Source organism: Actinomadura sp. 7K507, from assembly GCF_004348425.1.
Taxonomy (GTDB): Bacteria; Actinomycetota; Actinomycetes; order Streptosporangiales; family Streptosporangiaceae; genus Spirillospora.
The window spans coordinates 1-22,535 of record NZ_SMKK01000043.1 but is presented as its reverse complement, the minus strand read 5'-3'; the positions used below and the strand labels follow the sequence as shown (position 1 = coordinate 22,535).

General features: G+C 73.3%; 18 protein-coding genes. 13 read left to right on the top strand and 5 right to left on the bottom strand.

The window, feature by feature from the left end:
• The first annotated feature begins 5 nt into the window (after positions 1 to 5).
• From E1285_RS12585 to E1285_RS12565, 5 genes are read left to right on the top strand one after another with little or no spacing between them, the layout of a single operon-like run.
• Positions 6 to 872: a hypothetical protein gene (locus E1285_RS12585; RefSeq protein ID WP_132151408.1), complete on the top strand. Its 867-nt coding sequence runs from the start codon at positions 6 to 8 to the stop codon at positions 870 to 872.
• Positions 869 to 1,987, top strand: coding sequence for a CoA transferase (locus tag E1285_RS12580; protein WP_132151406.1), 1,119 nt, complete (start codon positions 869 to 871; stop codon positions 1,985 to 1,987). Before E1285_RS12585 ends, E1285_RS12580 begins: the two co-directional genes overlap by 4 nt.
• A complete protein-coding gene (locus E1285_RS12575; protein ID WP_132151404.1) occupies positions 1,984 to 3,357 on the top strand; it encodes a CoA transferase in 1,374 nt (457 codons plus the stop codon). The genes E1285_RS12580 and E1285_RS12575 overlap by 4 nt, the downstream gene beginning before the upstream one ends.
• 25 nt (positions 3,358 to 3,382) lie before the next feature.
• Positions 3,383 to 4,639, top strand: a complete 1,257-nt coding sequence (locus tag E1285_RS12570) for an acyl-CoA dehydrogenase family protein (protein ID WP_132151402.1) — start codon at positions 3,383 to 3,385, stop codon at positions 4,637 to 4,639.
• A complete protein-coding gene (locus tag E1285_RS12565) occupies positions 4,636 to 5,754 on the top strand; it encodes an acyl-CoA dehydrogenase family protein (protein WP_132151400.1) in 1,119 nt (372 codons plus the stop codon). Before E1285_RS12570 ends, E1285_RS12565 begins: the two co-directional genes overlap by 4 nt.
• Before the next feature lie 42 nt (positions 5,755 to 5,796).
• Here E1285_RS12565 and E1285_RS12560 read toward each other — a convergent pair whose 3' ends face one another.
• Positions 5,797 to 6,399: a TetR/AcrR family transcriptional regulator gene (locus E1285_RS12560; protein WP_243722740.1), complete on the bottom strand. Its 603-nt coding sequence runs from the start codon at positions 6,397 to 6,399 to the stop codon at positions 5,797 to 5,799.
• A 233-nt stretch (positions 6,400 to 6,632) separates the two neighbouring features.
• A complete protein-coding gene (locus E1285_RS12555; protein WP_132151396.1) occupies positions 6,633 to 7,511 on the bottom strand; it encodes a MaoC/PaaZ C-terminal domain-containing protein in 879 nt (292 codons plus the stop codon).
• 219 nt (positions 7,512 to 7,730) lie between these two features.
• Between E1285_RS12555 and E1285_RS12550 the strand changes: the two genes are divergently transcribed.
• Both E1285_RS12550 and E1285_RS12545 read left to right on the top strand, forming a co-directional pair.
• Entirely contained in the window at positions 7,731 to 9,962 is a 2,232-nt protein-coding gene (locus E1285_RS12550) for an acetate--CoA ligase family protein (protein ID WP_132151394.1), read from the top strand.
• Between the two features lie 65 nt (positions 9,963 to 10,027).
• Entirely contained in the window at positions 10,028 to 10,912 is an 885-nt protein-coding gene (locus E1285_RS12545; RefSeq protein WP_132151392.1) for an SDR family NAD(P)-dependent oxidoreductase, read from the top strand.
• A gap of 114 nt (positions 10,913 to 11,026) precedes the next feature.
• Here the strand turns inward: E1285_RS12545 and E1285_RS12540 are convergent, their stop codons facing one another.
• The 3 genes from E1285_RS12540 to E1285_RS46585 are packed head-to-tail and all read right to left on the bottom strand — an operon-like array spanning position 11,027 to position 15,331.
• A complete protein-coding gene (locus tag E1285_RS12540) occupies positions 11,027 to 12,094 on the bottom strand; it encodes a phosphotransferase family protein (protein ID WP_132151390.1) in 1,068 nt (355 codons plus the stop codon).
• A complete protein-coding gene (locus E1285_RS12535; protein WP_132151388.1) occupies positions 12,094 to 12,858 on the bottom strand; it encodes an SDR family oxidoreductase in 765 nt (254 codons plus the stop codon). The genes E1285_RS12540 and E1285_RS12535 overlap by 1 nt, the downstream gene beginning before the upstream one ends.
• A complete protein-coding gene (locus E1285_RS46585; RefSeq protein WP_132151386.1) occupies positions 12,851 to 15,331 on the bottom strand; it encodes an AMP-binding protein in 2,481 nt (826 codons plus the stop codon). The genes E1285_RS12535 and E1285_RS46585 overlap by 8 nt, the downstream gene beginning before the upstream one ends.
• Before the next feature lie 530 nt (positions 15,332 to 15,861).
• On the opposite strand from E1285_RS46585, the gene E1285_RS12525 reads away from it, so the two are divergent.
• The 6 genes from E1285_RS12525 to E1285_RS12500 form a co-directional block, all read left to right on the top strand.
• On the top strand, positions 15,862 to 16,884 hold the full coding sequence (locus tag E1285_RS12525; RefSeq protein ID WP_132151384.1) for an ABC transporter ATP-binding protein: 1,023 nt from the start codon (positions 15,862 to 15,864) through the stop codon (positions 16,882 to 16,884).
• A complete protein-coding gene (locus E1285_RS12520) occupies positions 16,881 to 17,927 on the top strand; it encodes an ABC transporter ATP-binding protein (RefSeq protein ID WP_132151382.1) in 1,047 nt (348 codons plus the stop codon). The genes E1285_RS12525 and E1285_RS12520 overlap by 4 nt, the downstream gene beginning before the upstream one ends.
• Positions 17,928 to 18,025: 98 nt before the next feature.
• Positions 18,026 to 19,564 (top strand): ABC transporter substrate-binding protein, encoded by a 1,539-nt coding sequence (locus tag E1285_RS12515; protein WP_132151380.1) that lies wholly within the window; start codon positions 18,026 to 18,028, stop codon positions 19,562 to 19,564.
• The gene (locus E1285_RS12510) at positions 19,564 to 20,643 is read left to right on the top strand and encodes an ABC transporter permease (protein WP_132151378.1); all 1,080 of its coding nucleotides are present in this window, start codon (positions 19,564 to 19,566) and stop codon (positions 20,641 to 20,643) included. The genes E1285_RS12515 and E1285_RS12510 overlap by 1 nt, the downstream gene beginning before the upstream one ends.
• The gene (locus E1285_RS12505) at positions 20,640 to 21,509 is read left to right on the top strand and encodes an ABC transporter permease (protein WP_132151376.1); all 870 of its coding nucleotides are present in this window, start codon (positions 20,640 to 20,642) and stop codon (positions 21,507 to 21,509) included. The genes E1285_RS12510 and E1285_RS12505 overlap by 4 nt, the downstream gene beginning before the upstream one ends.
• The coding region (locus E1285_RS12500) for a CoA transferase (RefSeq protein ID WP_132151374.1) at positions 21,493 to 22,535 on the top strand (1,043 nt) is incomplete at its 3' end. The genes E1285_RS12505 and E1285_RS12500, both read left to right, overlap by 17 nt.

Genomic DNA, 22,535 nt, shown 5'->3' with positions numbered 1-22,535 from the left:
CGCGCATGGTGAACAGGACGGGTACGGGCGGCGGGACGGTCGCCGGGGAGGTGCGGCGCCCGCACAACCTCCACCTGACGGCGGCCGGCAGCATCCACGACGACGCGACCGCGCAGCGGCTCGGCTTCCGCGGCGGCACGATCGCCGGCAGCTACCACATGGAGCAGGCGGTGCCGCTGCTGCTCGACCTCTACGGCCGGGAGTGGTTCGACAGCGGGACCATGGCCGCGTACTTCCGCAATGCCACCGTCGACGGCGAAGCCGTGCAGGCGTTCGCGCGCCGCCCCGCCCCCGGCGAACGGGGAACGGCGGAGCTGTGGATGGACACGGCGGAAGGCCGGCGCGTCTGGGAGGGCTCGGCCACCGCCGGGAACCCCGACGGACCCGGTGGCCTCGCCGACCGGATGGTGAGCCGGGACGCCGACCAGGTCCGCATCCTCTCCTTCCTGGAGGTCGGCGAGGTGATCGAACTGGGCGAGCTCCGGCTGGACGGCGATCGCCAGCGTGAACGGCTGCGCAGGGGCCTGATGACCGAGCCCCTGGACTGGTACGGCGACTCTTCGCCGTGGGGGCCGGCCATCGCGTCACCGCCCACCGAGGTGTCGTTCACCTTCGAGTCGGTGAAGCAGGTCATCGTGCGGCGGCGCGGGCCCGCGGTGGGGCTCTACGGGGCGATCGAGATCCGCCACCTGGCCGGCCCGCTGCTGCTGGACGAGACCTACGAGGTCGTGAGCACGGTGCGGGCGCTCGGGTGCACCCCCAAGACGGAGTACATGTGGACCGAGACCATCGCCGGCCGCGGCGGCACCCCGGTGATCTCGGTGCTGATGATGAGCCGGGTGATGAAGGCGTCCTCGGACCACTACTCATGAGCGGGCCGCGGCGCGACACGCCCCGGCCCGCCGCGCTGGGGCACCTGAGAGTCGTGGATCTCAGTTCGGGCGTGGCGGGCCAGTACTGCGGGAAGCTGCTGGCGGGCTACGGCGCCGAAGTCACCCTCGTGGAGGCGGCCGGGGGCGCGCCGACGCGCCGCATGCCGCCCTTCGCCGGGGACGGCGGGACGGGTTCGCTCCTCTTCCGCCACCTCAACCAGGGCAAGGCGTCCGTGGTGCTGCCCGGCGGGGAGCCGGACCGGGACGAGCGGCTGGGAGCGCTCGTCGCCGGGGCGGACGTGGTCGTCCGGGACGCCGCGACCGTCCCGCCCCCGCTCGCTCCCACGGTCGTGGAATGCGTGGTGAGCGACTTCCCGGAGAACGGCCCGTACGCCGGCTGGGGCGCTGACGAGATGGTCCACCAGGCACTGTCGGGCTACATGAACGCGACCGGCCGCAGCGACCGGGAGCCCCTGTACGGCGTCGGACGGCGGGCGTACTACGCCTGCGGCACCACGGCCTTCGTGTCGGTGCTGGCGGCGGTGCACGAGAGGCGCCGCTCGGGACGCGGGCAACGGGTCCGCGCCTCGGTCTTCGAGTCGATGGCCGCCATGGGGCAGAACTTCGTGACCCAGCACAGCTACAACGGCACGACCGAGAGCCGGGCGCGCTACACGGGACTGCTGGCCACGCTGCGCTGCGCCGACGGCTACATCGTGATGTTCGCGATCAGGGACCCGGCGGCGGTGTGCCGGCTGTTCGACGCCGAGCACCTCGTCGACGACCCCCGGTTCGACCGGCCCGGCTCGTTCATCCGCAACTGGGACGAACTGGTGAAGGTCTTCCAGGGCCGTGCGCTGCGGATGACGACCGAGGAGGCGGTGACCCGGGCCCAGGAGCTGCGGATCAGCTGCGAGCGGGTCTGGACGCCGGGGGAACTGGTGTCGTCGGAGCAGTGGCGCGGCCGGGAGTTCGTGCGCACCCTGCGGCCGGCGCGCACCGGTGCCGAGGAGCGGGCCCTCGGGCCGGTCTTCCGCGTCTCCGGCTCCGCCTACCTCGCCGACACACCCAGCCCCGGCCTGCCAGGCACCGAGATCGAGGGGAAGGACCGATGAGCACGGAGACGGGCGCCCCACCGGAAGGGGCCCCTCCGGAAGAAGGCGGGCCGCTGGCGGGGATACGGGTGATCGACCTGACCACGGCGTGGGCGGGGCCGATGGCGACGCGCAGCCTGGCGTGGCTCGGGGCCGAGGTCATCAAGGTGGAGCCGCCGCGCCGCCCCGACGGCTGGCGCGGATTCCTGACCGGTGGGCCTCCCCATCACTACCCCGACTTCGACCCGGGCGAGAAGCCGTACAACCGCGACCTCCTCTTCAACACCCAGGGACACGACAAGCTCTCGCTGTCCCTGGACCTGAAAAGGCCCGGCGGGCTGGACGTCCTGCTGCGCCTCGCCGTGCTGAGCGACGTCCTGGTCGCCAACTTCACGCCGGGCGTCCTCGACCGCCTGGGCATCGGCTACGAGGACCTGGCCGCGCTCAACGACCAGATCATCGTCGTGGAGATGCCGGCGTTCGGGTCGACCGGTCCCATGTCGACGCACCAGGGCATGGGCAAGACGATGGAGGCGGCGTGCGGCATGGCCGCGCTGATCGGCTACGGCGACGACGAGGAACCCGTGCTGACGGGCCCGGCGATCCTCGACCCGATCGGCGGGCTGAACGCGGCCGCGGCCGTGCTCACGGCCCTGGAGTTGCGCGCGCACGACGGCGCCGGCTGCCATGTGGAGGTGCCGCAGACCGAGGCCGCGGCGCACTGGATCGGCGAGTTCGTGCTCGAGCGGCTCGAGTCGGACCGGACGCCGGCCCCCGAGGGCAACCACGTGCCCGACGCCGCGCCGCACCAGGCGTTCCCGGCGGCGGGCGACGACGACTGGGTCGTGGTCGCGGTGCGCGGCGACGAGGAGTGGCGGGCGCTCTGCGGCGTCCTCGGCCGTCCCGGCCTCGCCGCCGCCGAACGTTACGCGACGCTGGAGGGGCGGCTCGCCCACCAGGATGAGCTCGAAGAGGCGGTGGCGGCCTGGACGCGGACGCGCTCCAAGCGCGAGGCGGCCGATGCGCTGCAGGCCGCCGGCGTCCCGGCGGCCCCCGTGAACGACGGGACCGAGGTGGCCGCCGACCCCGCGCTGCACGCCTGCGGCTTCCTGTCCACCATGACCCATCCCGAGGCCGGTACCCACGTCTACCCCGGCCTGGGGTTCCGGCTCGACCGCACTCCCGGCGGGATGCGGCGGCCCGCGCCCCTCTTCGGGCAGCACAACGAGGAAGTGCTGGCCGGCCTGCTCGGGCTGACCGCCGGGGAGATCGCCGAACTGCGCGCGAACGGGACGGTGGCCGACGAACCCGTGGCGGACGATCCGCCGAGCCGGGGCCCGCGCCGGGTGCGCGGCGAGGCCGCCGACTCCACCCGAGGAGGACCCCGTTGATCCCCCACTCAGGAAAGGTGCCTTGATGACCACCCGCCAGAAGGCTCACCGGGATCCGGAGACGACGGCCGGCGCCGTCGCCCCCGGCCCCGGAGCCGAGGACTTCCGGCGCGGGTTCCGCGCCTGGCTGAGCGAGCACGCGCCCCCGGAACTGCGCGGCGTCGGCTGGCCTGCGCCGCCCGGCAGTCCGCACACCGAGGCGCTCAAAGCGTGGGGGGAGGTGCTGTGCGAGGCCGGGTACATGTGCGTCTCCTGGCCTCGGGAGTACGGCGGCCGGGGCCTGGGCCCCGTCGAGGTCGCGATCATGAACGAGGAGTTCGACCGGGCGGGTGTCCCGCGCGTGACCAGGGGCCGGGCCGAGACGACCGTCGGGCCCGCCATCATCGCGCACGGCACCGAGGAGCAGAAGGCGTACTTCCTCCCGCGGATCATCTCCGGAGAGCACGTGTACTGCCAGGGCTTCTCCGAGCCGGAGGCCGGATCGGACCTCGCCGGACTGCGGACGGCGGGCGTGGTCGACGGTGACGACCTCGTCATCAGCGGCCAGAAGGTGTGGACCTCCGGCTACTACGAGTCCACCATGATGTTCTGCCTGGTCCGGACCGACCCGGACGCCCCCAAGCACGCCGGCATCAGCTACGTCCTGCTCCCCGTCGCCGAGAACGGGCCGGGGACCGGCATCGAGTTCCGGCCGATCCGCCAGCTCACCGGCCGCAGCGGCTTCGCCGAGACCTTCCTCGACGGGGCACGGGTACCGCTGTTCAACGTCATCGGCGGTCTCCACCAGGGGTGGCGCGTCACGGTGACCACGCTCGGGCACGAGCGGGGCAACCGGGCGACGATCGCGCACGTCGGCTACGCGCGCGACTTCTGGGCCCTGGTCGAGGAGGTGCGGGCCCGTGGACTGATCGGGGACCCGGCCGTGCGGGAGAAGCTGGCCTGGGCCTGGACCCAGATCGAGACCATGCGGTTCTCCGGTCTCCAGCTGCTGGCGGCGCTGGCCGCGGGGCAGGATCCGGCCGCACGCGCCGAGAACGGCTCGGTGACCAAGATCCGCTGGTCGGAGTACGCGCGCCGGTTCGGCGAGATCTCCCTGGACCTGCTGGGGCCCGAGGCCCTCACCGCCGGCGGCGCGGGTGAAGAGGGGCTGGGCCATTGGCAGGAGCAGTTCCTCTCGTCCCGGTCCGGGACGATCTGGGGCGGGACTGCGGAGGTACAGCGCAACATCATCGCGGAGCGCGTCCTGGGGCTCCCCAAGGAGCACAAGGGGGCCGGCCGATGAGCCTGGCAGTCACCATCGAGCAGGAGGATCTGCGTGCCGCCGTCGGCCGGTTCCTCGACGCTCGCTCACCGCTGGCGCGCACCCGCGAGCTGATGGCGCAGCCGGTGCCCCATGACGGGGACGTCTGGCGGGCCCTGGCCGCCGAGCTCGGTGTGCAGGGGATCGGCGTGCCCGAGGAGCACGGGGGCAGCGGGACCGACATGCAGACGCTCGCCCACGTCTTCGAGGAGGCCGGCCGTGTCCTCCTCCCCGGTCCCCTGCTGTCGACCCTCGGCCTGGCGGTCCCACTCCTGCTGGCCAGCGGAGACGGCGACGCCCAGTCCCGGTACCTGCCGGGCATCGCGCGCGGGGACACCGCCGCCACGGTCGGCTGGCTCGCCCCCGGCGGGGCGTGGAACGACGCCGGAGGCGCCGCGGCGGCGGTCCGCCGCCCGGACGCCGGGTGGACGATCGACGGCCGGGTGACGCTCGTGCTCGACGGGCTCGCGGCGGACCTGTGCCTGGTGGTGGCCGCGACGCCCGCGGGGCCGTCGGTGTTCGCCGTCGACACGACGGGGCCCGGTGTGGACCGGCAGCGGATACGCGCACTCGATCCGACCCGGGGGCTCGCCGACCTCACCCTGGACGGCGCGCCGTGCTCCCTGGTGGGCGAGGAGGGCGCCGGGCACGCCCTGCTCGCGGCCGCCCGCGACCGCGCGTGCGTGCTGCTGGCCTCGGAGATGGTGGGCGCGGCTCAGGCCTGCCTGGACGCCTCCGTGGCCTACGCGAAGCAGCGCGAGCAGTTCGGCCGTCCGATCGGCTCCTTCCAGGCCGTCAAGCACAAGTGCGCCGAGGTGCTGGTCGAGGTCGAGGGCGCGCGTTCCTGCGCCCGGTACGCGGCCTGGGCGTGCGGCGGAGCCCCGGAGGAGGTGCCCGTGGTGGCCGGTCTGGCGAAGGCGGCGGCCGCCGAGGCGTTCTTCCGCGCCGCCGCGGAGAACCTGCAGATCCACGGCGGCACCGGCTTCACCTGGGAGCACGACGCGCACCTGTTCCTCAAGCGCGCCAAAGCGTGCCAGGTGCTGTTCGGCGACACCACGGCCTTCCGGCTGCGGTTGGCCGACCAGCTGGGCCTGTGAGGGGCGCCGCGCCGCCCGGTCCGGGCGGCGCGGCGATCCGCGTCAGCGGTCCTCGTCGTCGCGGACGACGAGCCGCATGCCGGCGGCGCTGGCCAGGAGCGGCCGCATCCGCTCCAGTACCTCCAGCATCGCCTCCACCTGCTCGCGGGCGGCCCGGGGCGTGCGCTGCCTGCAGATCTCGCGGCGGGCCTCGCCGACGTAGCTGGTGACCAGCCACACCAGGATGCGGTTCACCGGCTCGTCGGTGGCGCCGAGGAGCCGGAAGTTGCGGTTGAGCCACGTCCGGCCGCTGCGGCGCTGCTCCTCGAAGAAGCCTGGGGGAGTGTCGCCGACCTGGAAGATGCGCACGAGGTCGCGGCGCGGCCAGGCCGCCTCCAGGTAGGCGCGCGAGCCGGCGACGAGCAGGTCGAAGGGGTCGGTGACGCCGGCGGCCTGGGCTTCGAGCACGCCCTGGCGGGCGATCGCGATCTGCTCCTCGTGGTGACGCTCCCACAACGCCATGAAGAGATCGGTCTTGCTGCCGAAATGGTGGTAGATGCTGCCGACGCTCGCCCCCGACCGGTCCACGACCTCGTTGACGCCGGCCTCGGCGAAGCCTCGCAAGGCGAAGACCTCCCGGGCGGCGTCGAGGATCTCGGTGCGCACGATCTCGGTCGAGCGCCATTTCCGGTTGCCACCGCTCGGTGAGGTACCTGATGAGGTCTGTCGCGGCATGGGGACGGCCCCGTTTCGGGTCGGTCGTGGCCTCAAGAAGGGCGTGGTGCGGGCCGCGGGACGGAGTCCCGGCCCGGGGCCGCCCGCCGCCGGAACTCGGTGCCGGGCCGGGAAGGGGACGGCGACGGCCGGTCCGATCCTACCGGCGGCGGGCGGGGGTGATGTCAGGAGTGGTGGGCGACGCCGCGGTCGACGACGACCGTGCCGTCCTCGGTCCGAGTCTGGAACAGGGCGCGGCCCGCGCCGTCGCGCCAGAGGTCCACCACCAGCACGTCACCGGGGAGGACGGGCCGGGTGAAGCGGCCGTACATGGCGTGGAACCGCGCCGGGTCGGAGCCGCACAGCGTGTGCAGCAGCGCCCGGCCGGTGAAGCCGTAGGTGCACAGACCGTGCAAGATCGGACGCTCGAAGCCGCCGCGGGCGGCGAAGGCGGGATCGGAGTGCAGCGGGTTGCGGTCGCCGCTGAGCCGGTAGAGCAGCGCCTGGTCGGGCCGCGTGCGGTAGACGATGCTGTGGTCGGGTTCGCGTTCGGGCCGCGTCCAGGGCTCCTCGCCGGGCGAGGGCTGGTCGCCGGAGCGCTCTGCGGATGTCGAGCCGGCGCCCCCCTCGCCCATGATGAAGGCGCCGCTGCGGGCGGTGACGAGAGGCTGCCCGTCCTCGCCGGTGGCGACGCTCTCCGTGCGCACGAGCGCCCCACGGCCCTTGTCGAGCATGTCGGTGACCATGGAGGTCACCGAGACCGAGCCCTGCACGGGAAGCGGCCGGTGGAGCCGGAACGACTGCTCGGCGTGCACCAGCCGGGCGGGATCGAAGTCGCCCAGCTTCCGGCGCGGGCCGCCGCGCGCCTGGGCGGCCAGGACGGCGAACGTCGGCAGCACCCGCTGGCCGACCCCGCCGGTGTTCTCCGTGGTGAACGCCAGTTCCTGCCGCGGGTCCTCGGCCCCGGCCCCGACACCGAGCGCGTACAGCAGCGCGTCGGTGCCGTCCCAGGTCCGGCCGGCCGGCTCGCCCGGGACTCCGACGAGCGCGTGATCGAGCGCCATCTCTCGGCTCCTTGTTCGGTTCGTCGGGTGCCGCCGCGCGCTCGGCCCCGAACAACATCATGGAATCGTGTTCTAGAACTAATGACAGCCCGTCGGCCTGTCAACCCGTTGACAGGCAACGTGCCGGTGGTGTTGGCTCCATTTTGGAATGAAATTCTAATTTGAGTGACCGCCCGTCGGGATGCGCCGGGGCGGTGGCGGCCGAGGAAGGGACGCTCGATGCCCAGCACAGTCGGTGATGCCGCACAGATCGGCGGCGACGAGCGCGAGGCGGCGCGCCGCCGCCTCGCGCGGCCCGAGCGGCTGCACGGCCTCTTCGCGCCGCGAAGCGTCGCGCTCGTCGGTGCCACGGAATCATCCGGGTGGTCCCGGATGGTGGTCGGGAGCCTGCGGGCCGGGCGGCTGCCCGGCCGCGTCGTGCCCGTGAACCCCCGCCACGCATCGGTCTTCGGCCTCCCCGCCGCGCCGAGCCTGCGCGCGCTGGAAGAGCCGGTGGACCTGGCCTTCTGCCAGGTCGCCACCGAGCGGGTGGACTCGGTCATGCAGGAGGCGGCCGAGGCCGGCGTGAAGCATCTCGTCGTGCTCGCCTCCGGCTACGGTGAGAGCGGCGCGGACGGCCGCCGCCGCGAGCGGGCCCTGCTCGACCGCGCGATCGAGCTCGACCTGACACTGCTCGGCCCCAACACGCTGGGCTACATCAACCCGCACGCCCAAGCGGCGCCGTTCGGGCTTCCGGTCACCGAGCCGCTGCGTCCGGGAGGCGTCGGGGTGGTGCTGCAGAGCGGCGCCCTCGCCAGCGCCGTGCTGGACTTCTCCGCCCGCCACGGCATCGGGCTGAGCCTGCTGTCCTCCATGGGGAACGAGGCGGTCGTCACGGCCACCGACGTCGTGGCCCGCCTGCTCGAAGACGACAACACCCGCGCCATCGCGATGTTCCTCGAAACCGTCCGCGACCCGGAGGGGTTCGTGGCACTCGCCCGCCGGGCGCTGCGCGCGGGCAAGCCGATCGTCGTGCTCAAGGTCGGCCGCAGCGACGCGGGCCGCGCCAGCGCGCTGGCGCACACCGGCGCGGTCGCCGGCGACGACGCCGTGGTCGACGCCGTCTTCCGGAGCGCGGGCGTGGTGCGGGTGCGGAGCCTCGAGGAGATGCTGGCGACCGCGGACCTGCTGTCCCAGGGGCTGCCGCTCACGGAGCCGCGCATGGGAGTGGTGAGCGCGTCCGGCGGTGCCTGCGACATCATCGCCGACCGGGCCGACGACGAGGGGATCGAGGTGCCCGAGCTGGCGCCCGGGACGAGCGAGCGGCTCACCGGCCTGCTGCCGTCGTTCGCGGTGGCCCGCAACCCGCTGGACGTCACGGGGTTCGTCCTGGCGCGCCCCCCGTCCGGCGGCCGCGGCCTCGCCGACCTCTGCCTGGAGGCGATGCTGGAAGACCCGTCGATCGACTTCGTCTTCAACTCGCTGAGCGTGCCCTCGCGGGAGCCCGCGGATCCCGACGCGCTGCACGGGCGGCTGGGGGCGCTCGCCGAGACCGCGAGATCCTCCGCGAAGCCGGTCGTGCACTACTCGACGACCTGCACCGACCTCTCGCCGCCGGCCAGGGAGGCCCTCGACCGGCACGGCCTCCGGGTACTGCCGGGGATCGAGCTGGGCATGGCGGCGGTCGGGCACGCCCTGCGCTGGGGAAAGGCGCGGCAGCACCTGCTGCGCAAGCAGGACGAATCCGTGGACGTCCTGCCGGGCTCCCGCGCCGCACGGCCGTCCGCACGCACCGGCCCGTGGTCGGAGGCGGACTCCCGGGAGCTGGCCGCCTCGCACGGTGTGCCCCTGGTGCCGGCGACGCTCGCGCGCACGCGGGAGGAGGCTCGACAGGCCGCCGAAGCCCTGGGCGGTCCCGTCGCGCTCAAGGTGTGCTCGGCCGACATCACCCACAAGTCCGACATCGGCGGCGTGGCGTTGATGATCCACGGGCCGGAGGAGGCGGCCGCCGCCTTCGACCGCGTGCACGCCGCCGGCCGGAGGCACGCCGACGACGTCGAGGGCGTCCTGGTCACGCCCATGCGCCAGGGCGGTGTCGAGCTGTTCTCGGGGGTGACGGTCGACCCGGTCTTCGGCCCGGTCCTGGCCGTCGGCCTCGGCGGCGTCTTCGTCGAGGTGCTCGGCGACGTGAGCCTGCGCCCGCTGCCGGTGAGCACCGCCGACGTCGAGGAGATGCTCGGCGAACTGCGCGGCGCCCCGCTCCTGCGCGGCGTACGCGGGGGAGTGCCCGCGGACGTCGGCGGGGTCGCTCGCGCCGTCCGCGCCCTGACCCAGGCCGCGCTCTCCCTCGGCGCGTCACTGAACGCCCTCGAGGTCAACCCCTGGTGGGTGCACGGCTCCCAGGTGGAGGCGCTCGACGTCCTGGTGGTGACGGGGACGTCCGGACACCGCGACACGCCTGACGAGGCTTGACGGAGACGAGACGGCACGACGACCAGAGCACGATCGAGTACGGATCAACGGAGGTTGCGAGGCGGATGAGTGGTCTGAACGGAAGAGTCGCGATCGTCACCGGCGGCGGGCGGGGCATCGGTGCCGGAATCGCCCGGTTGTTCTCCCAGGAGGGCGCCGCGGTCGTGGTGAACGACCTCGGTGTGGGACTCGACGGCGGCGGAGAGGACGAGGGCCCGGCCGGGGACGTGGCCGAGGAGATCACCCGCGCCGGCGGATCGGCGGTGGCCGACCACGGCGACGTCTCCGCCCCCGCCACCGGGGAGCGGCTGGTGCGCACGGCCGTGGAGCGGTTCGGCAGGCTCGACGTCCTGGTCAACGCGGCCGGCATCCTCCGCGACCGGATGATCTTCAACATGGCCGAGGAGGAGTGGGACGACGTCATCAGGGTCCACCTGAAAGGCCACTTCAACACCATCAAGCCGGCGGCCGCCCACTGGCGCGACCGGCGCGACCCGGACGGTCACTTCCGCATCATCAACTTCACCTCGGCCTCGGGGCTCTACGGCGCGCCCGGGCAGCCGAACTACGCCGCGGCGAAGATGGGCGTGGTCGGCCTGACCTACTCCTGCGCCAACAGCCTGGCGCGGTACGGCGTCACGGCCAACGCGATCGCGCCCGTCGCCGCGACCCGGATGACCGCGTCGATCCCCGGCGACCGGAAGAAGGCCCGTACGGTCACCGAGGACCAGCGGGCCGCCGAGAACGTCGCCCCGGTGGCGGCCTACCTCGCCGGCGAGGCCTCGGACTGGCTGACCGGACGCGTCATCGGCGCCAACGGCTACGACGTCAGCCTCTACAGCAACCCCGAGCCGGTCCGCATGCTCTCCGGAAGCTCCCGCTGGGACACCGGGGCGCTGGGAGAGTCCATGGAGCGGGTGTTCCGCCCCGTCGTGACGCGGAAGGGCTGAGGGCACCGGGCGGAAGGGGGACGACGCGTCGTCCCCCTCACCGGCGCCGGGCCCATTGGGGAAAGGCACCGCGTGCCGGCACGCGCGACCGCGTGCCGGCACCCGCCCGCGGTATCAGTCCTGGAGTCCGATCGCCTTCTTCTCCAGGCCCCGGGTGGCGGCCAGGCCCGCCGCGAGCAGCGGCTCGACCGAGTCTCCGACGGTGTCGAACCCGCTGCCGACCGTCCCGCCCTGGAGATGGCGGTAGTGGATGCCCTCCAGGATGACGGCGAGCTTGAGGTGGGCCAGCCCCAGATGCAGCTCAAGGTCGCCCAGCCGCCGTCCGCTGACCAGTTCGTAGTGGGCGAGCTGCTCCTCCCCGCTCGGGTAGCCGGGGGCCAGGCTCGCCGTGGCGTCGCTGGCGCCCTGCGAGATCGCGGAGAGCTTGTCGTAGACGAGGAGCAGCGCCAGATCGGTGAGCGGGTCGCCCAGGGTCGCCATCTCCCAGTCGATGACGGCGGCGACCCGGTCGCCCTGTACCAGCAGATTGTCCAGGCGGTAGTCGCCGTGGACGATCGCGGCCTCCTCGCCCGCGGCGCCGGCGGAGACGCCCGCCTGGAGCCGGACCAGCAGCGCGTCGGCGTCCGGGAGGTCGCGGGTGCGGGAGCCGTCCAGCTGGCGGCCCCAGCGGCGCACCTGCCGGGCGAGGAACCCGGCGGGCCGTCCGAAGCCGGTGAGCCCGACGGCGGCGGGGGGCACGGCGTGCAGTTCGGCCAGCACCCCGATCATCTCCAGCGCCACCTGCCGGGTGAGGCCGGCTCCCAGCGGTTCCAGCTGCTCGCGGCGCCGGTACGCCGTGCCGGGCACCTGCTCCATGACGTAGAACGAAGCCCCCAGCACGGTGTCGTCCTCGCAGAGGGCGAAGGTCCGCGGTACCGGCACGGCGGTGCCGGCCAGCGCGCTGATCACCGTGAACTCCCGCCCCATGTCATGGGCGGTGGCCTGGACGTGGCCCAGCGGCGGGCGCCGCACGATCCGGGTGGTGGTGCCGTCGGCCACCGCGTAGGTGAGGTTCGACTTGCCCCCGGACACCACCTGGGCGGTCAGGCGGGGGCCGAGGTCGCCGGGACGTTCGCGCGCGTACCAGGCGGCGAACCGCTCGAGGTCCAGCCCGGGCGGGGGACCGGGCTCCGGGGGAGTCATCAGGCGCCGCCTCCGAGGGTCGCGCCTCCGTCGAGGACCACCGTGTGGCCGGTCATCCACGACGCCTCCTCGGACAGCAGGAAGGCGACCGCGTTGCCGACGTCCTCCGGCACGCCGAGCCGCCGCAGCGGGTAGCGGGCGGCGGCGGCCTCCTCGCGGTCCTCGTAGAGCGCCCGCGCGAACCGCGTCTTGACCACGGCCGGGGCGACCGCGTTCACCCGGACCGCCGGGCCGAGCTCGGCCGCCAGGCCCTTGGTGAGGTGGATGAGCATCGCCTTGCTCGCGCCGTAGAAGGCGAGGCCCGCCGAGGGCTTCAGCCCCGCGGTCGACGCGACGTTGACCACGGCGCCGCCGTGCTCGCCCATCCAGGCCCGGTGGCACAGCTGCACCATCGCCAGGGCGGCCATGACGTTGACGTCGGTGATCTTGCGGGCGGCGTCCAGGTCGAGATCGATGAGCGGGCCGTACACCGGATTGATCCCGGTGTTGTTGACGAGCAGGTCCAGGCTCCCGAACGTGGCGAGGGCGCGCTCGACGACCTCCTCGCGGTGCGCGGCGTCGCCGATGTTGCCCGCCACGCCGAGCGCGTGGCCGGGCCCGCCCAGGACCTGGACCGCCTCGGCCAGGGCATCGGGCTTGCGCCCGGTGACGCACACCCGGACGCCGTCGGCGACGAGGCGCTGGGCGATGGCCAGCCCTATGCCCCGGCTGGCGCCGGTGACGACGGCCGTGCGGGCCGTTCCGGTGGTGACCGCTTCAGGCATGTGAGGACTCTCCTGCGTCGTGGATCTGGTCGATGGAGGTGGGCACGGCTTCCGAGCCCGTGGAGGAATCGGTGTCGCGCCGGACGGCCGGCTCCGGGCCCGGACCGGCCCCCGGGCGGAAGCGGATGACCATCTCCTGGGCGCCGGTCGCCATCAGCTCGCCGTCCGCGGAGAAGAGCGACCCGAGGCCGAGCGCGCGGGCGGCCCCGGCAGACGGGCTCGTGCTGACGTAGTGCAGCCACCGGTCGGCGCGCCCGGCGCGGTGCAGCCACACGGCGTGGTCGAGGCTGGCGCTCGACACCGCGTCCCGCCGCAGGCGCGTCCCGCGGAACGCCGCGCGCATGATGCTGAAGTCGGACATGTACACGGTCAGGATGCGGTGCAGCAGCGGGTCGTCGGGCAGTCCCGCGGGCACGCGCAGCCAGACTCCGGAGGGGGCGAGCGGGTCGGTGCCCTGGGCGCCCTCGCGCAGCTCGACCGGGCCGGGCAGCCCTCCGTCGCCGGGGGCGCCCTCCGCGAAGGGATAGCGGGAGGCGGCGTCCTCGGGCGGGGGCGGTGAGTGCGGCGCGGGCAGCTGATGGACGAGGTGGTCGGGCTCGCTGCGCTGCATCGAGCAGGTCACCGTTCCGATGACCTCCTCGTCCTGCCAGGCGTCGACCCGCTGCAGGACGAACGAGCGGCCCGTGCGCAGGGGGGTCACCTCGTACCTGATGGGGCGGGCCGGGTCGCCGGCGCGCGCGAAGTAGCCGTGCAGCGAGTGCAGCACCACATCGTCCGGGGCGGTCCGCGACGCCGCCACGCCCGCCTGGGCGAGCATCTGCCCGCCGAAGACCCGGTGCGCGGGGCGGTCGTTGCTCGACCCCACGAACGTGCCGTCCTCGACCTGGTCGAGGTCGAGCACCCGCAGAAGACCGTCGACGGCCGCGGCCCCCGTCCGCAGATCCCGCCACCGGTCCCGGCCCGGCAGGACGAGCCGGCCGTGGCCGGGCCCTCCCGGTAGCCGCTCGGCGCGCAGCGCGGAGCGGCGTACCTTGCCGGCCTCGTCGCGCAACGGCCTGCCGACGAACTCGTAGGCGCGCGGCCGCTTGAACGGCGCGAGCAGCGGCCGCAGGTGCGCGTCCAGTTCGTCGGCCCCGGGCGGGGGCCCGTCGCCGGGCGCCCGCTCCACGAGGGCGACGGCCCGCTGGCCGAGGTCCTCGTCCGGCAGGCCGACCACCGCGCAGGCGCGCACGCCGGGGTGCCCCTCCAGCGCGCCCTCGACCTCGGCGGGGTAGATGTTGGCTCCGCCGCTGACGATGCAGTCGGTGGACCGGTCGGCGAGGTAGAGGTAGCCCTCCTCGTCGTACCAGCCCAGGTCGCCGAGCGACTCCCACCCGTTCCGGCTGCGGGGCTCCGCGCCGACGTAGTGGTAGGTGGATCCCTGGCCGCCGGCGGGCATGAGGAAGACCTCGCCCACGACGCCGGGCGGCACGACGCGGCCCTCCTCGTCCTGGACCTCGAACCGGGAACCGCGGATGGGGCGCCCGACCGACCCGCGGCGCTCGAGCCATTCCCGGCCCGTGATGAAGGTGACGCCCTGGCTCTCGGTACCGGCGTAGACCTCGACGACACGGTCGGGTCCCAGCCAGTCGATGTACTCCAGCTTCAGCCGCGGCGGGCACGGCCCGCCCACGTGCAGCAGCGTGCGCACCGAGGAGACGTCGGCGCCGGCGAGACGCTCCGCGGGCAGGCGGCGGAGGCGGTTCATGTGGGTGGGCACCATCTGGAGCCACGTGACCTCGTGCTCTTCGATGAGGCCGAGGGCGTGCTCGGGGTCGAAGCTCGACATGATCACAAGCCGGTTGCCGCAGAAGAGCCCGCGGGCGGAGTAGACGAACGCCGCGTTGTGGTACAGCGGCCCGCAGACGAGGTGCACGCCGTCGGCGTGCATGTACTCGACGTTGGAGGACCGGGGGTCGTAGTACGGGTCGTCGTGGCTGACGATGAGCTTGGGCTTGCCGGTGCTGCCGCCGGAGGTGAGCGCCTTCCAGTACGCCGGGACGACGTCGGGCAGCTCGCCGTCGTCGAGGCCGTCGTCGGGGACGAAGCCGGGCGGCAGGGTGGCGGGTTCCCCGGGCGGTTCCTCCCCGGGCGTTTCGCCGTCCCCCACGAGCAGTGCGGGGCGGGCCAGGTCGAGCACGCGCCGGCGTTCGGCGGGCGGGAACCTGTGCGACAGCGGCAGGACGGAACCGCCGAGCTTCCAGGTGGCTATGCACGCGCAGAAGAACTCGACCGAGTTGGGCAGGGCGATCGCGACCGTGTCGTCCTTGCCGGCGCCCGCGGCGGCGTAGGCGCGTGCCAGCCGGTTGGTGTGGCGGTCCAGCCCGGCCCAGGTGATCTGCCCGGAGCCGTCACCGGCCACCAGGGCGGGCTCGTCGGGCTTGGTGGCGGCGAAGTGGGCGAAGAGGCGGCCGATGCTCGTCCTGCGGCCCATGGAAGTCCTTCCGTCGACGACTCGTCCGTGCGGGACGACGCGGTGCTGGGCCGCATCCTCCAAAGTATATGCATCGGTAGTGCACATTAACCTCGGAGAGGTTCTCTTGCCAAACATCTGCTAGAGCTCCTTGACGTGTGACCTGGCGAGATGGTCTTCTGCATGGAAGGTGCACGTTCCCGCGAGGGGAGTGGTCGGGGTGCCGCACGCGCGATCTCCGGCCCCGCGCGGCCCCGTCGCGAACGCTCGGAACGCCTGCGCCCTGGCTGAGGGCGCTCTTGCCGCCCCTGCGGCCGGTCCGGCCGCTGCCCGTGATCGCGCCGGTGGCGGCCGTCCTCGTGGCGGGGGTGGCGGCGGTCGATCGTGCCCTCCATCTGAGTTCCCCGGTGCGGGGGCGAGCGCGAGGCGAGTGCACCGGTTCGGGGCCATGAAGAGGAGAAACGTCCGGCCCACCCCTTGACAGCCTGTGACGGCGCCCACAATAGTTTATGCACTGGCGATGCATATTTCCCACGATCGGAGGTGGCCCCATGGCCACGACGAGCCTCGATGCCCGGGACGGGGCGCCCGGCGGCGCCGCTCCCGCGCTGCTCGAAGTGGACGACCTCACCGTGTCGATCGGCGGCAACCGCCTGCTGTCGGAGGTCTCACTGAACATCCGGTCCGGCGAGCTGGTCGGGCTGGTCGGTGAGTCGGGGTCCGGCAAGACGCTGACCGGGCTGAGCCTCCTCGGACTGCTCCCGCCGGACGCGTCGGCGCAGGGCAGCGTCCGTTTCGACGGCGTGGACATGCTCAAGGCCGACGGGGAGCGGCGGCGCCGGCTCCGCGGCAGCGAGCTGAGCATGATCTTCCAGGAGCCGCGGGCCTCGCTGCACCCCTCGCGCCCGGTGGGCAAGCAGATCGTCGACGTCATCCGTGCGCACGGACCGGTGCGCGCCGCCGACGCCCGGCGCCAGGCCGTCGACATGCTCGGCATGGCCGGGCTGCCGGATCCGCGGCACACCATGGATGCATATATCCACCAGCTGTCGGGCGGCATGTGCCAGCGGGTGATGATCGCCATGGCGCTCGTCTGCCGGCCGCGGCTGCTGGTGGCCGATGAGCCGACCACCGCCCTGGACGTCACCATCCAGGCCCAGGTCATCTCGCTGCTCCGGCGGCTCGCCGCCGAACTCGATCTCGCGGTCCTGCTCATCACCCACAACCTGGGCGTGGTGTCGACCCTGTGCTCGCGCGTCGTCACCATGTACTGCGGCCAGGTGGTCAACGACGACAGCGCCGAGCAACTGCTCGGCGCGCCGCAGCACCCCTACGCCTCGGCGCTGGTGCGCGCCTCGGACGTGAGCCTGGACCACCCGGACGACCGCGCCGGCATCACCGGCGCGCCCGCCAACCCGGCCCGCCCACCGGACGGCTGCCGCTTCCATCCGCGCTGCCCCCATGCGGAGAAGCGCTGTGCCGAGCACGTGCCCGCTCTGGAGCCGGCCCCGCAGGGGGGCAGGACCCGATGCCTGCGCAGCCATGAGCTGGTACTCCCGGGGGTGGGCGCATGACCGTCGACAGCGCGCTGTCCATCCGCAAGGGGGAAGAGCGCCAGGCGCCCGCGTTGCAGGTCCGCGACCTCGTCGTCCGCTACGGCGGCCGCCGCGACTCCTTCCACGCCGTCGACGGCGTCAGCGTCGAGGTCGCCCGCGGCGCGACGCTCGGCATCATCGGCGAGTCCGGCTCGGGCAAGTCCACGCTCGCCAAGGCCATCGCGGGGCTCGTCCCGATCGCCGCCGGCACGGTCGAGGTGCTCGGCCCGGACGGCGGCCTGGCACCGGCGGCATCCTCGGTGGGGCGCGCCGGCCAGGTCCAGATGATCTTTCAGGACCCCGCGCTCGCGCTGAACCTCGGCCGGCCGGTCTGGAAGAGCGTCGTCGAGCCCCTGGTGCCGCACCGGCTAGCCGTCCCCCGGCGGCTGCGCGACCGCGGCGTGGAGCTGCTCGGGCAGGTCGGTCTCGGCCCCGAGATCGCCGACCGGCGTCCCGGCCAGATGTCGGGCGGGCAGCGCCAGCGGGTCACCATCGCCCGGGCGGTCGCGGCCCGCGCTCCGGTCGTGATGTGCGACGAGCCCGTGGCGGCGCTCGACATCTCGGTCCAGGCCGGCGTCCTGCGCCTGCTCGACGAGCTGCGCGAGGCGTCCGACCTCACCTACCTCTTCATCTCCCATGACATGGCGTCCATCGCCAGGATCGCCCACGACGTCGGTGTCATGTACCTCGGCCGGCTCGTCGAGATCGGCCCGGTGCGAGAGGTGCTCCGGTCACCCCGGCACCCCTACACGCAGGCGCTGATCAGAGCGGTCCCACGGGTCGGCTTGGGCGCCCGCGACGCCGAGATCCAGACCCTGGAAGGCGAGATCCCCGATGCCCGCCGCCCGCCCTCCGGATGCCGCTTCCGTACCCGCTGCCCCTTCGCGCAGGAGATCTGCGCACTGGAGGAGCCGCCCGCGGAGAGCGTCGCCGAGTCCGCGGACAGCGGCTCGGCGCACCAGGCCGCCTGCCACTTCTGGCGGGAGATCCGCGCCGGAACCGCCCCGCGCCGGCCGGACTGAGCGCCGCCGCCCGGCCCAGGCCGCGTAACGAAACAACACGGCCGCACTACTCCTGACCGCCCTTCCGGAGACCCACCCCAGAAGAAGGACTATCGCCGATGCTGCGACTCCGCCGTAACGGGTTCCGCGCCGCCGCCCTCACCACCGTCCTCGTCGCCGCCCTCGCCGCCTGCGGTTCCGGCTCCGACGGGTCCGGGGAAGGGAAGACGCTGCGGACCATCCAGAGCCTCAACCCGAGCCAGTTCGACCCGTGCGGCCCCGCCAACGGGTCCGAGACGGCCTACATGGCCGCCATCTACGCTCCGCTCATCCGCACCGATCCCGGCACGGGCGAGCTGTCCCCCGGCATCGCCACGAAATGGGACTTCTCCGATGGCCTGAAGACCCTGACGCTGGACCTCAAGACCGGCCTGAAGTTCCAGGACGACACCGCCCTCGACGCGGCGGCGGTGAAGAAGAGCATCGAGCAGTGCCTCGCCCTGGAGAACCAGACGATCCCGGGGCTGGAGTCCATCGAGGCGGAGGGCGCCGGCACGGTCGTCTTCAAGCTGTCCGAGCCCGGCAGCGGCCTGCCGGAGCTGCTCGGGTCGCGCCTCGGCCTGATCGCGTCCCCGGCCGCGCGCGAGAAGTCGGGCGACAAGTTCGGGGCCGAGCCGGTGGGCGCCGGCCCGTACCGGCTCACCGGCTTCGTCCCCGGGGCGTCGGTGACCCTCCAGAAGTGGGGCGGCTACCAGGAGGCGGGACTGCCCGCGGCCAAGGTCGACCGCATCACCTCGCAGATGATCAGTGACCCGTCCGCGCAGGTGGCGGCGCTCACCGGCGGCCAGGCGGACTTCGCCTGGCGCCTGGACTACTCGGCCCCCAAGGCGCTCACGGGCACCGACGTGAAGACCGAGCACAAGGTCGGGACGTCGATGACCAACCTCGCCGTCGACCGGAGCCAGGGACCGCTGCGGGACAAGCGGGTGCGCCAGGCCATCAGCTACGCGATCGACCGCTCCGCGCTCGCCAGCGCCAACACCGCCGGCCTGAGCGACCTCGGGGCCGGCCAGCCGTACCCGCCCGGCACCGCCTACCACTTCGGCGACCTCGCCGGCGCCTACCCCCACGACCCCGGTAAGGCCAAGGAGCTGCTGGCCGAGGCCGGCCACCCCGACGGCCTGACGCTGCGGGCGGCGTCGCTGAACTCTCCGGCGTTCGTCAACAACGGCGTGGTCGTCTCCGACCAGCTCGCCAAGGTCGGGATCAAGGTCGAGTTCGAGGCCAAGGACATCGGTGAGGCGACCAAGGGGTTCTACGTCGACCACAGTTACGACCTGATGTCCAGCGGCACGAACGCCGGGCCCGACTGGCTGAGCATCTACCGCCGGCTGCTGACCACGAAGTCCGCCGGCAACGCGGGCAACGTTCCGGTCCCCGGCGGCGAGGAGGCCGTCAAGCGGGCGAACGCCGCGGACGGCGACGAGGAGCTGAAGGCGGCCCTCAAGAACGCCGCGAGTGTGGCCCTGGAGGAGCTGCCGATCATCCCGCTCTACTACTCGCCCACGGTCACCGCATGGGGCGGCAACGTCACCGGCGGCGCGGAGTCGATCGCCCTCAACGGTGAGGCGGACCTGACCGCGCTCGGGCTGAAGTGATGGCGGGGCCCACAGACGCCACCGGGCTCCGGGCGGGCGCGGCCGGCAAGGAAGAGCCGGCCGCCCCCGCCGGGACCCCCGGTGCCAAGCCCGCCACACGCGGCCGAAGGCCGCGGGCGGGTGGCGGGCTGGTGAGGTTCGTCCTGGTCCGCCTGCTGCTCTTCCCGCCCACCGTGGTCGGAGCGGGCCTGTTCACCTTCCTGCTGGTCAAGATCATTCCAGGCGGGCCCGCCTACGCCCGGCTGGGCGACAACGCGACGCCGGAGTCGGTGGCCCTCATCGAGCGGCAGCTCGGGCTCGACCGCCCGCTGCCGGAGCAGTTCCTGACCTGGCTGGGCAAGGCGGCCATCGGCGACTTCGGGAACTCCTTCCAGACCGGCTACCCGGTGGCGGCCACGATCGCCGAGACCCTGCCGGTGACCCTGCAGCTGACCCTCGTCGCGATCGTGTGCACGTGCCTGATCGCCATCCCGATCGGAGTGTTCGCGGGCAGGCGCGCCACGCGCTCGTCGGGCCGGTTCGTCCGGAGCTTCTCCGGCCTGGGCCTGGCCGTGCCGGACTTCTTCGCCGCCCTCGTGCTGATCACGGTCTTCTCGGTGTGGCTCGGTGTGCTGCCGCGGCTCGGGTTCACCCCGTTCACGGAAGACCCCCTGCAGAACGTCCACCACCTGATCCTGCCGGCGCTGCCGATGATCCTCGGAGGCAGCGCCATCGTGATCCGGCAGGTGGGCGCCGCGATGGCCGACGCCATGGCCAGCGACCACGTCCGGACCGCGCGTGCCATGGGGGTCCCGGAGCGGCGGATCACCTGGCACTACGCGTTCCGCTCCGTGCTGCCCACCACCCTGAACGTCCTCGCGCTGCTCGCGCTCGGCCAGCTGGGGGCGACGCTGATCCTCGAGCAGATCTTCGTCCTGCCCGGCCTCGGCCGGACCCTCGTCACCGCCATCGGCCAACTCGACTTCCCGGTCATCCTGGGCGTCGTCCTGGTCTACGTCGTGATCGCCCTGCTGGTGAACCTCATCGTGGACATCGTGGCCGGCCTGGTCGACCCTGCGATCCGGAAGGGGACGTCATGATCGGCGGCATCGGGCGCCTGCGCCGCGTCATGCCCGTGGGCGCCTGGCTGGCGGTGACGATTCTCGCGCTGCTGGTCAGCGCGGCGGTACTGGCTCCGTGGATCGCCCCGCACGACCCGCTGGCGCAGGACCTCACCAGGAAGCTGCAGGGACCGAGCGCGGACCATCTGCTCGGCACCGACCGCTTCGGACGCGACGTGCTGAGCCGGCTCGTCCACGGCGGGCGCAACGCCTTCGGCGGCGTGGTGATCTGCATCTCGGTCGCGGTGCTGCTCGGCGTGCCCTGGGGGACCGTCGCCGGATTCTGGCCCCGCTACGTGGGCACGGTGCTGATGCGCGTCTCCGACACCCTGATCGCCTTCCCGCTGCTGGTGCTGGCGATCGCCATCACCGGCTCGCTCGGCGTCGGCCTGGTCACCTCGATGGTCGCGGTCGGCCTCGTGCTGGCGCCCAACACCGCCCAGCTCACGCGAGCCGGCGTGCTCGCGGTGCGCGAGCAGGACTTCGTGGCCAGCGCGCGGCTGTCGGGGGTCTGGACACCGATCGTGCTGGTGCGCCACGTGCTGCCCATCGCCCTGCGCCCGGTCGTGATCCAGCTGACCATCTACACCGGTCTCACCTTCGTCATCCAGGGCGCCCTGGCCTTCCTCGGGCTGGGGCCGCAGCGCCCGACTCCGAGCTGGGGAGGCGACCTGAACGACGCCTACTCGCAGATCCTGTCGGCCCCGCTGCTGATCCTTCCGTCCGGCCTGCTCCTGGGGACCGTGGTCCTGTGCGTCTACCGCATCGGCGACGTCCTGCGCGACCGGATGAGCGCGGGGACGTCCCCGGGCATTCGAAAGGAGAACGATGTCGTCGTCGCCTGATCTGCCGGACCCGCCGGTCTCCGCGCTGGACGGCGTGGTCGTCCTCGACCTCAGCACGTCGGTCGCCGGGCAGTACGCCGGACGGATGCTCGCCATGAACGGCGCCGACGTGGTGCTGGTCGAGCCGCCCGGCGGCACCCCCACCCGGCGGCGGGGGCCGCGTGCCGAGAGCGGGTCCTTCCTGTTCCGGCACCTCAACCAGGGCAAGCGCTCCATCGTGCACGACCACGGCTCTCCGGCCGACCGGGGCGCGTTGCGGGCGCTGACGGGCCGTGCGGACGTGGTCCTGCGCGACCAGGGGTCCGCCGCGCCCGAGGGAGCCGGGGACCGGCTGATCGACTGCGTGGTGGGCGACGCCCCCGAGAACGGCGCCTACGGCGGGTGGCGGTTCACGGAGATGATCCACCAGGCGCTCTCGGGCTCGATGAAGGTCACGGGCGCGTTCGACCGTGAGCCCGTCTACGGGCTCGGGGAGCGGGCCTCCTACGCCGCCGGGACCACGGCCTACATCTCCGTCGTGTCGGCCCTGTACGAGCGCCGCAGGTCCGGTGCCGGGCAGCGCGTCGACGCCACCGTCTTCGAGTCGCTCGCCGCGATGGGACAGAACATCGTGAGCCAGCACAGCTACAACGGCACCCACGCGACCCGCCAGCGCTACCCGGGCTTCCTCGCGCTGCTGCGCTGCGCCGACGCCTGGATCGTGATCTTCGTCATCCGGAACTGGCCCACCGTGTGCCGGGTCCTCGGCTGCGAGCACCTGCTGGACGACGAGCGGTACCAGACCTCGGCGGACCGGTTGCGCAACTGGGAGGAGATCGTCGCCGTACTGCAGGAGCGCGCGGCGCGGCGCCGGGCCGACGAGGTGATCGACGGCTGCCAGCGGGGACGGGTCAGCGCGGAGAAGGTGACCAGCCTGCGGGACCTCCTCGAATCGGAGCAGTGGCGCGTCCGGCGGGTCATGTCGCGGGTCCGCGGCCCCGGCGGGGAGGAAGCGGCCGTGCGCTCGGTGTTCACCATCGACGGCGC

What these genes read in the sequence shown, in the direction of transcription:
- E1285_RS12505 (WP_132151376.1), top strand. Translation starts at nt 20,640, where the DNA reads ATGATCGGCGGCATCGGGCGCCTGCGCCGCGTCATGCCCGTGGGCGCC.
- E1285_RS12580 (WP_132151406.1), top strand. Translation starts at nt 869, where the DNA reads ATGAGCGGGCCGCGGCGCGACACGCCCCGGCCCGCCGCGCTGGGGCAC.
- E1285_RS12545 (WP_132151392.1), top strand. Translation starts at nt 10,028, where the DNA reads ATGAGTGGTCTGAACGGAAGAGTCGCGATCGTCACCGGCGGCGGGCGG.
- E1285_RS12525 (WP_132151384.1), top strand. Translation starts at nt 15,862, where the DNA reads ATGGCCACGACGAGCCTCGATGCCCGGGACGGGGCGCCCGGCGGCGCC.
- E1285_RS12575 (WP_132151404.1), top strand. Translation starts at nt 1,984, where the DNA reads ATGAGCACGGAGACGGGCGCCCCACCGGAAGGGGCCCCTCCGGAAGAA.
- E1285_RS12540 (WP_132151390.1), bottom strand. Translation starts at nt 12,094, where the DNA reads ATGACTCCCCCGGAGCCCGGTCCCCCGCCCGGGCTGGACCTCGAGCGG.
- E1285_RS12535 (WP_132151388.1), bottom strand. Translation starts at nt 12,858, where the DNA reads ATGCCTGAAGCGGTCACCACCGGAACGGCCCGCACGGCCGTCGTCACC.
- E1285_RS12550 (WP_132151394.1), top strand. Translation starts at nt 7,731, where the DNA reads ATGCCCAGCACAGTCGGTGATGCCGCACAGATCGGCGGCGACGAGCGC.
- E1285_RS12520 (WP_132151382.1), top strand. Translation starts at nt 16,881, where the DNA reads ATGACCGTCGACAGCGCGCTGTCCATCCGCAAGGGGGAAGAGCGCCAG.
- E1285_RS12565 (WP_132151400.1), top strand. Translation starts at nt 4,636, where the DNA reads ATGAGCCTGGCAGTCACCATCGAGCAGGAGGATCTGCGTGCCGCCGTC.
- E1285_RS12570 (WP_132151402.1), top strand. Translation starts at nt 3,383, where the DNA reads ATGACCACCCGCCAGAAGGCTCACCGGGATCCGGAGACGACGGCCGGC.
- E1285_RS12515 (WP_132151380.1), top strand. Translation starts at nt 18,026, where the DNA reads ATGCTGCGACTCCGCCGTAACGGGTTCCGCGCCGCCGCCCTCACCACC.
- E1285_RS46585 (WP_132151386.1), bottom strand. Translation starts at nt 15,331, where the DNA reads ATGGGCCGCAGGACGAGCATCGGCCGCCTCTTCGCCCACTTCGCCGCC.
- E1285_RS12510 (WP_132151378.1), top strand. Translation starts at nt 19,564, where the DNA reads ATGGCGGGGCCCACAGACGCCACCGGGCTCCGGGCGGGCGCGGCCGGC.
- E1285_RS12555 (WP_132151396.1), bottom strand. Translation starts at nt 7,511, where the DNA reads ATGGCGCTCGATCACGCGCTCGTCGGAGTCCCGGGCGAGCCGGCCGGC.
- E1285_RS12585 (WP_132151408.1), top strand. Translation starts at nt 6, where the DNA reads ATGGTGAACAGGACGGGTACGGGCGGCGGGACGGTCGCCGGGGAGGTG.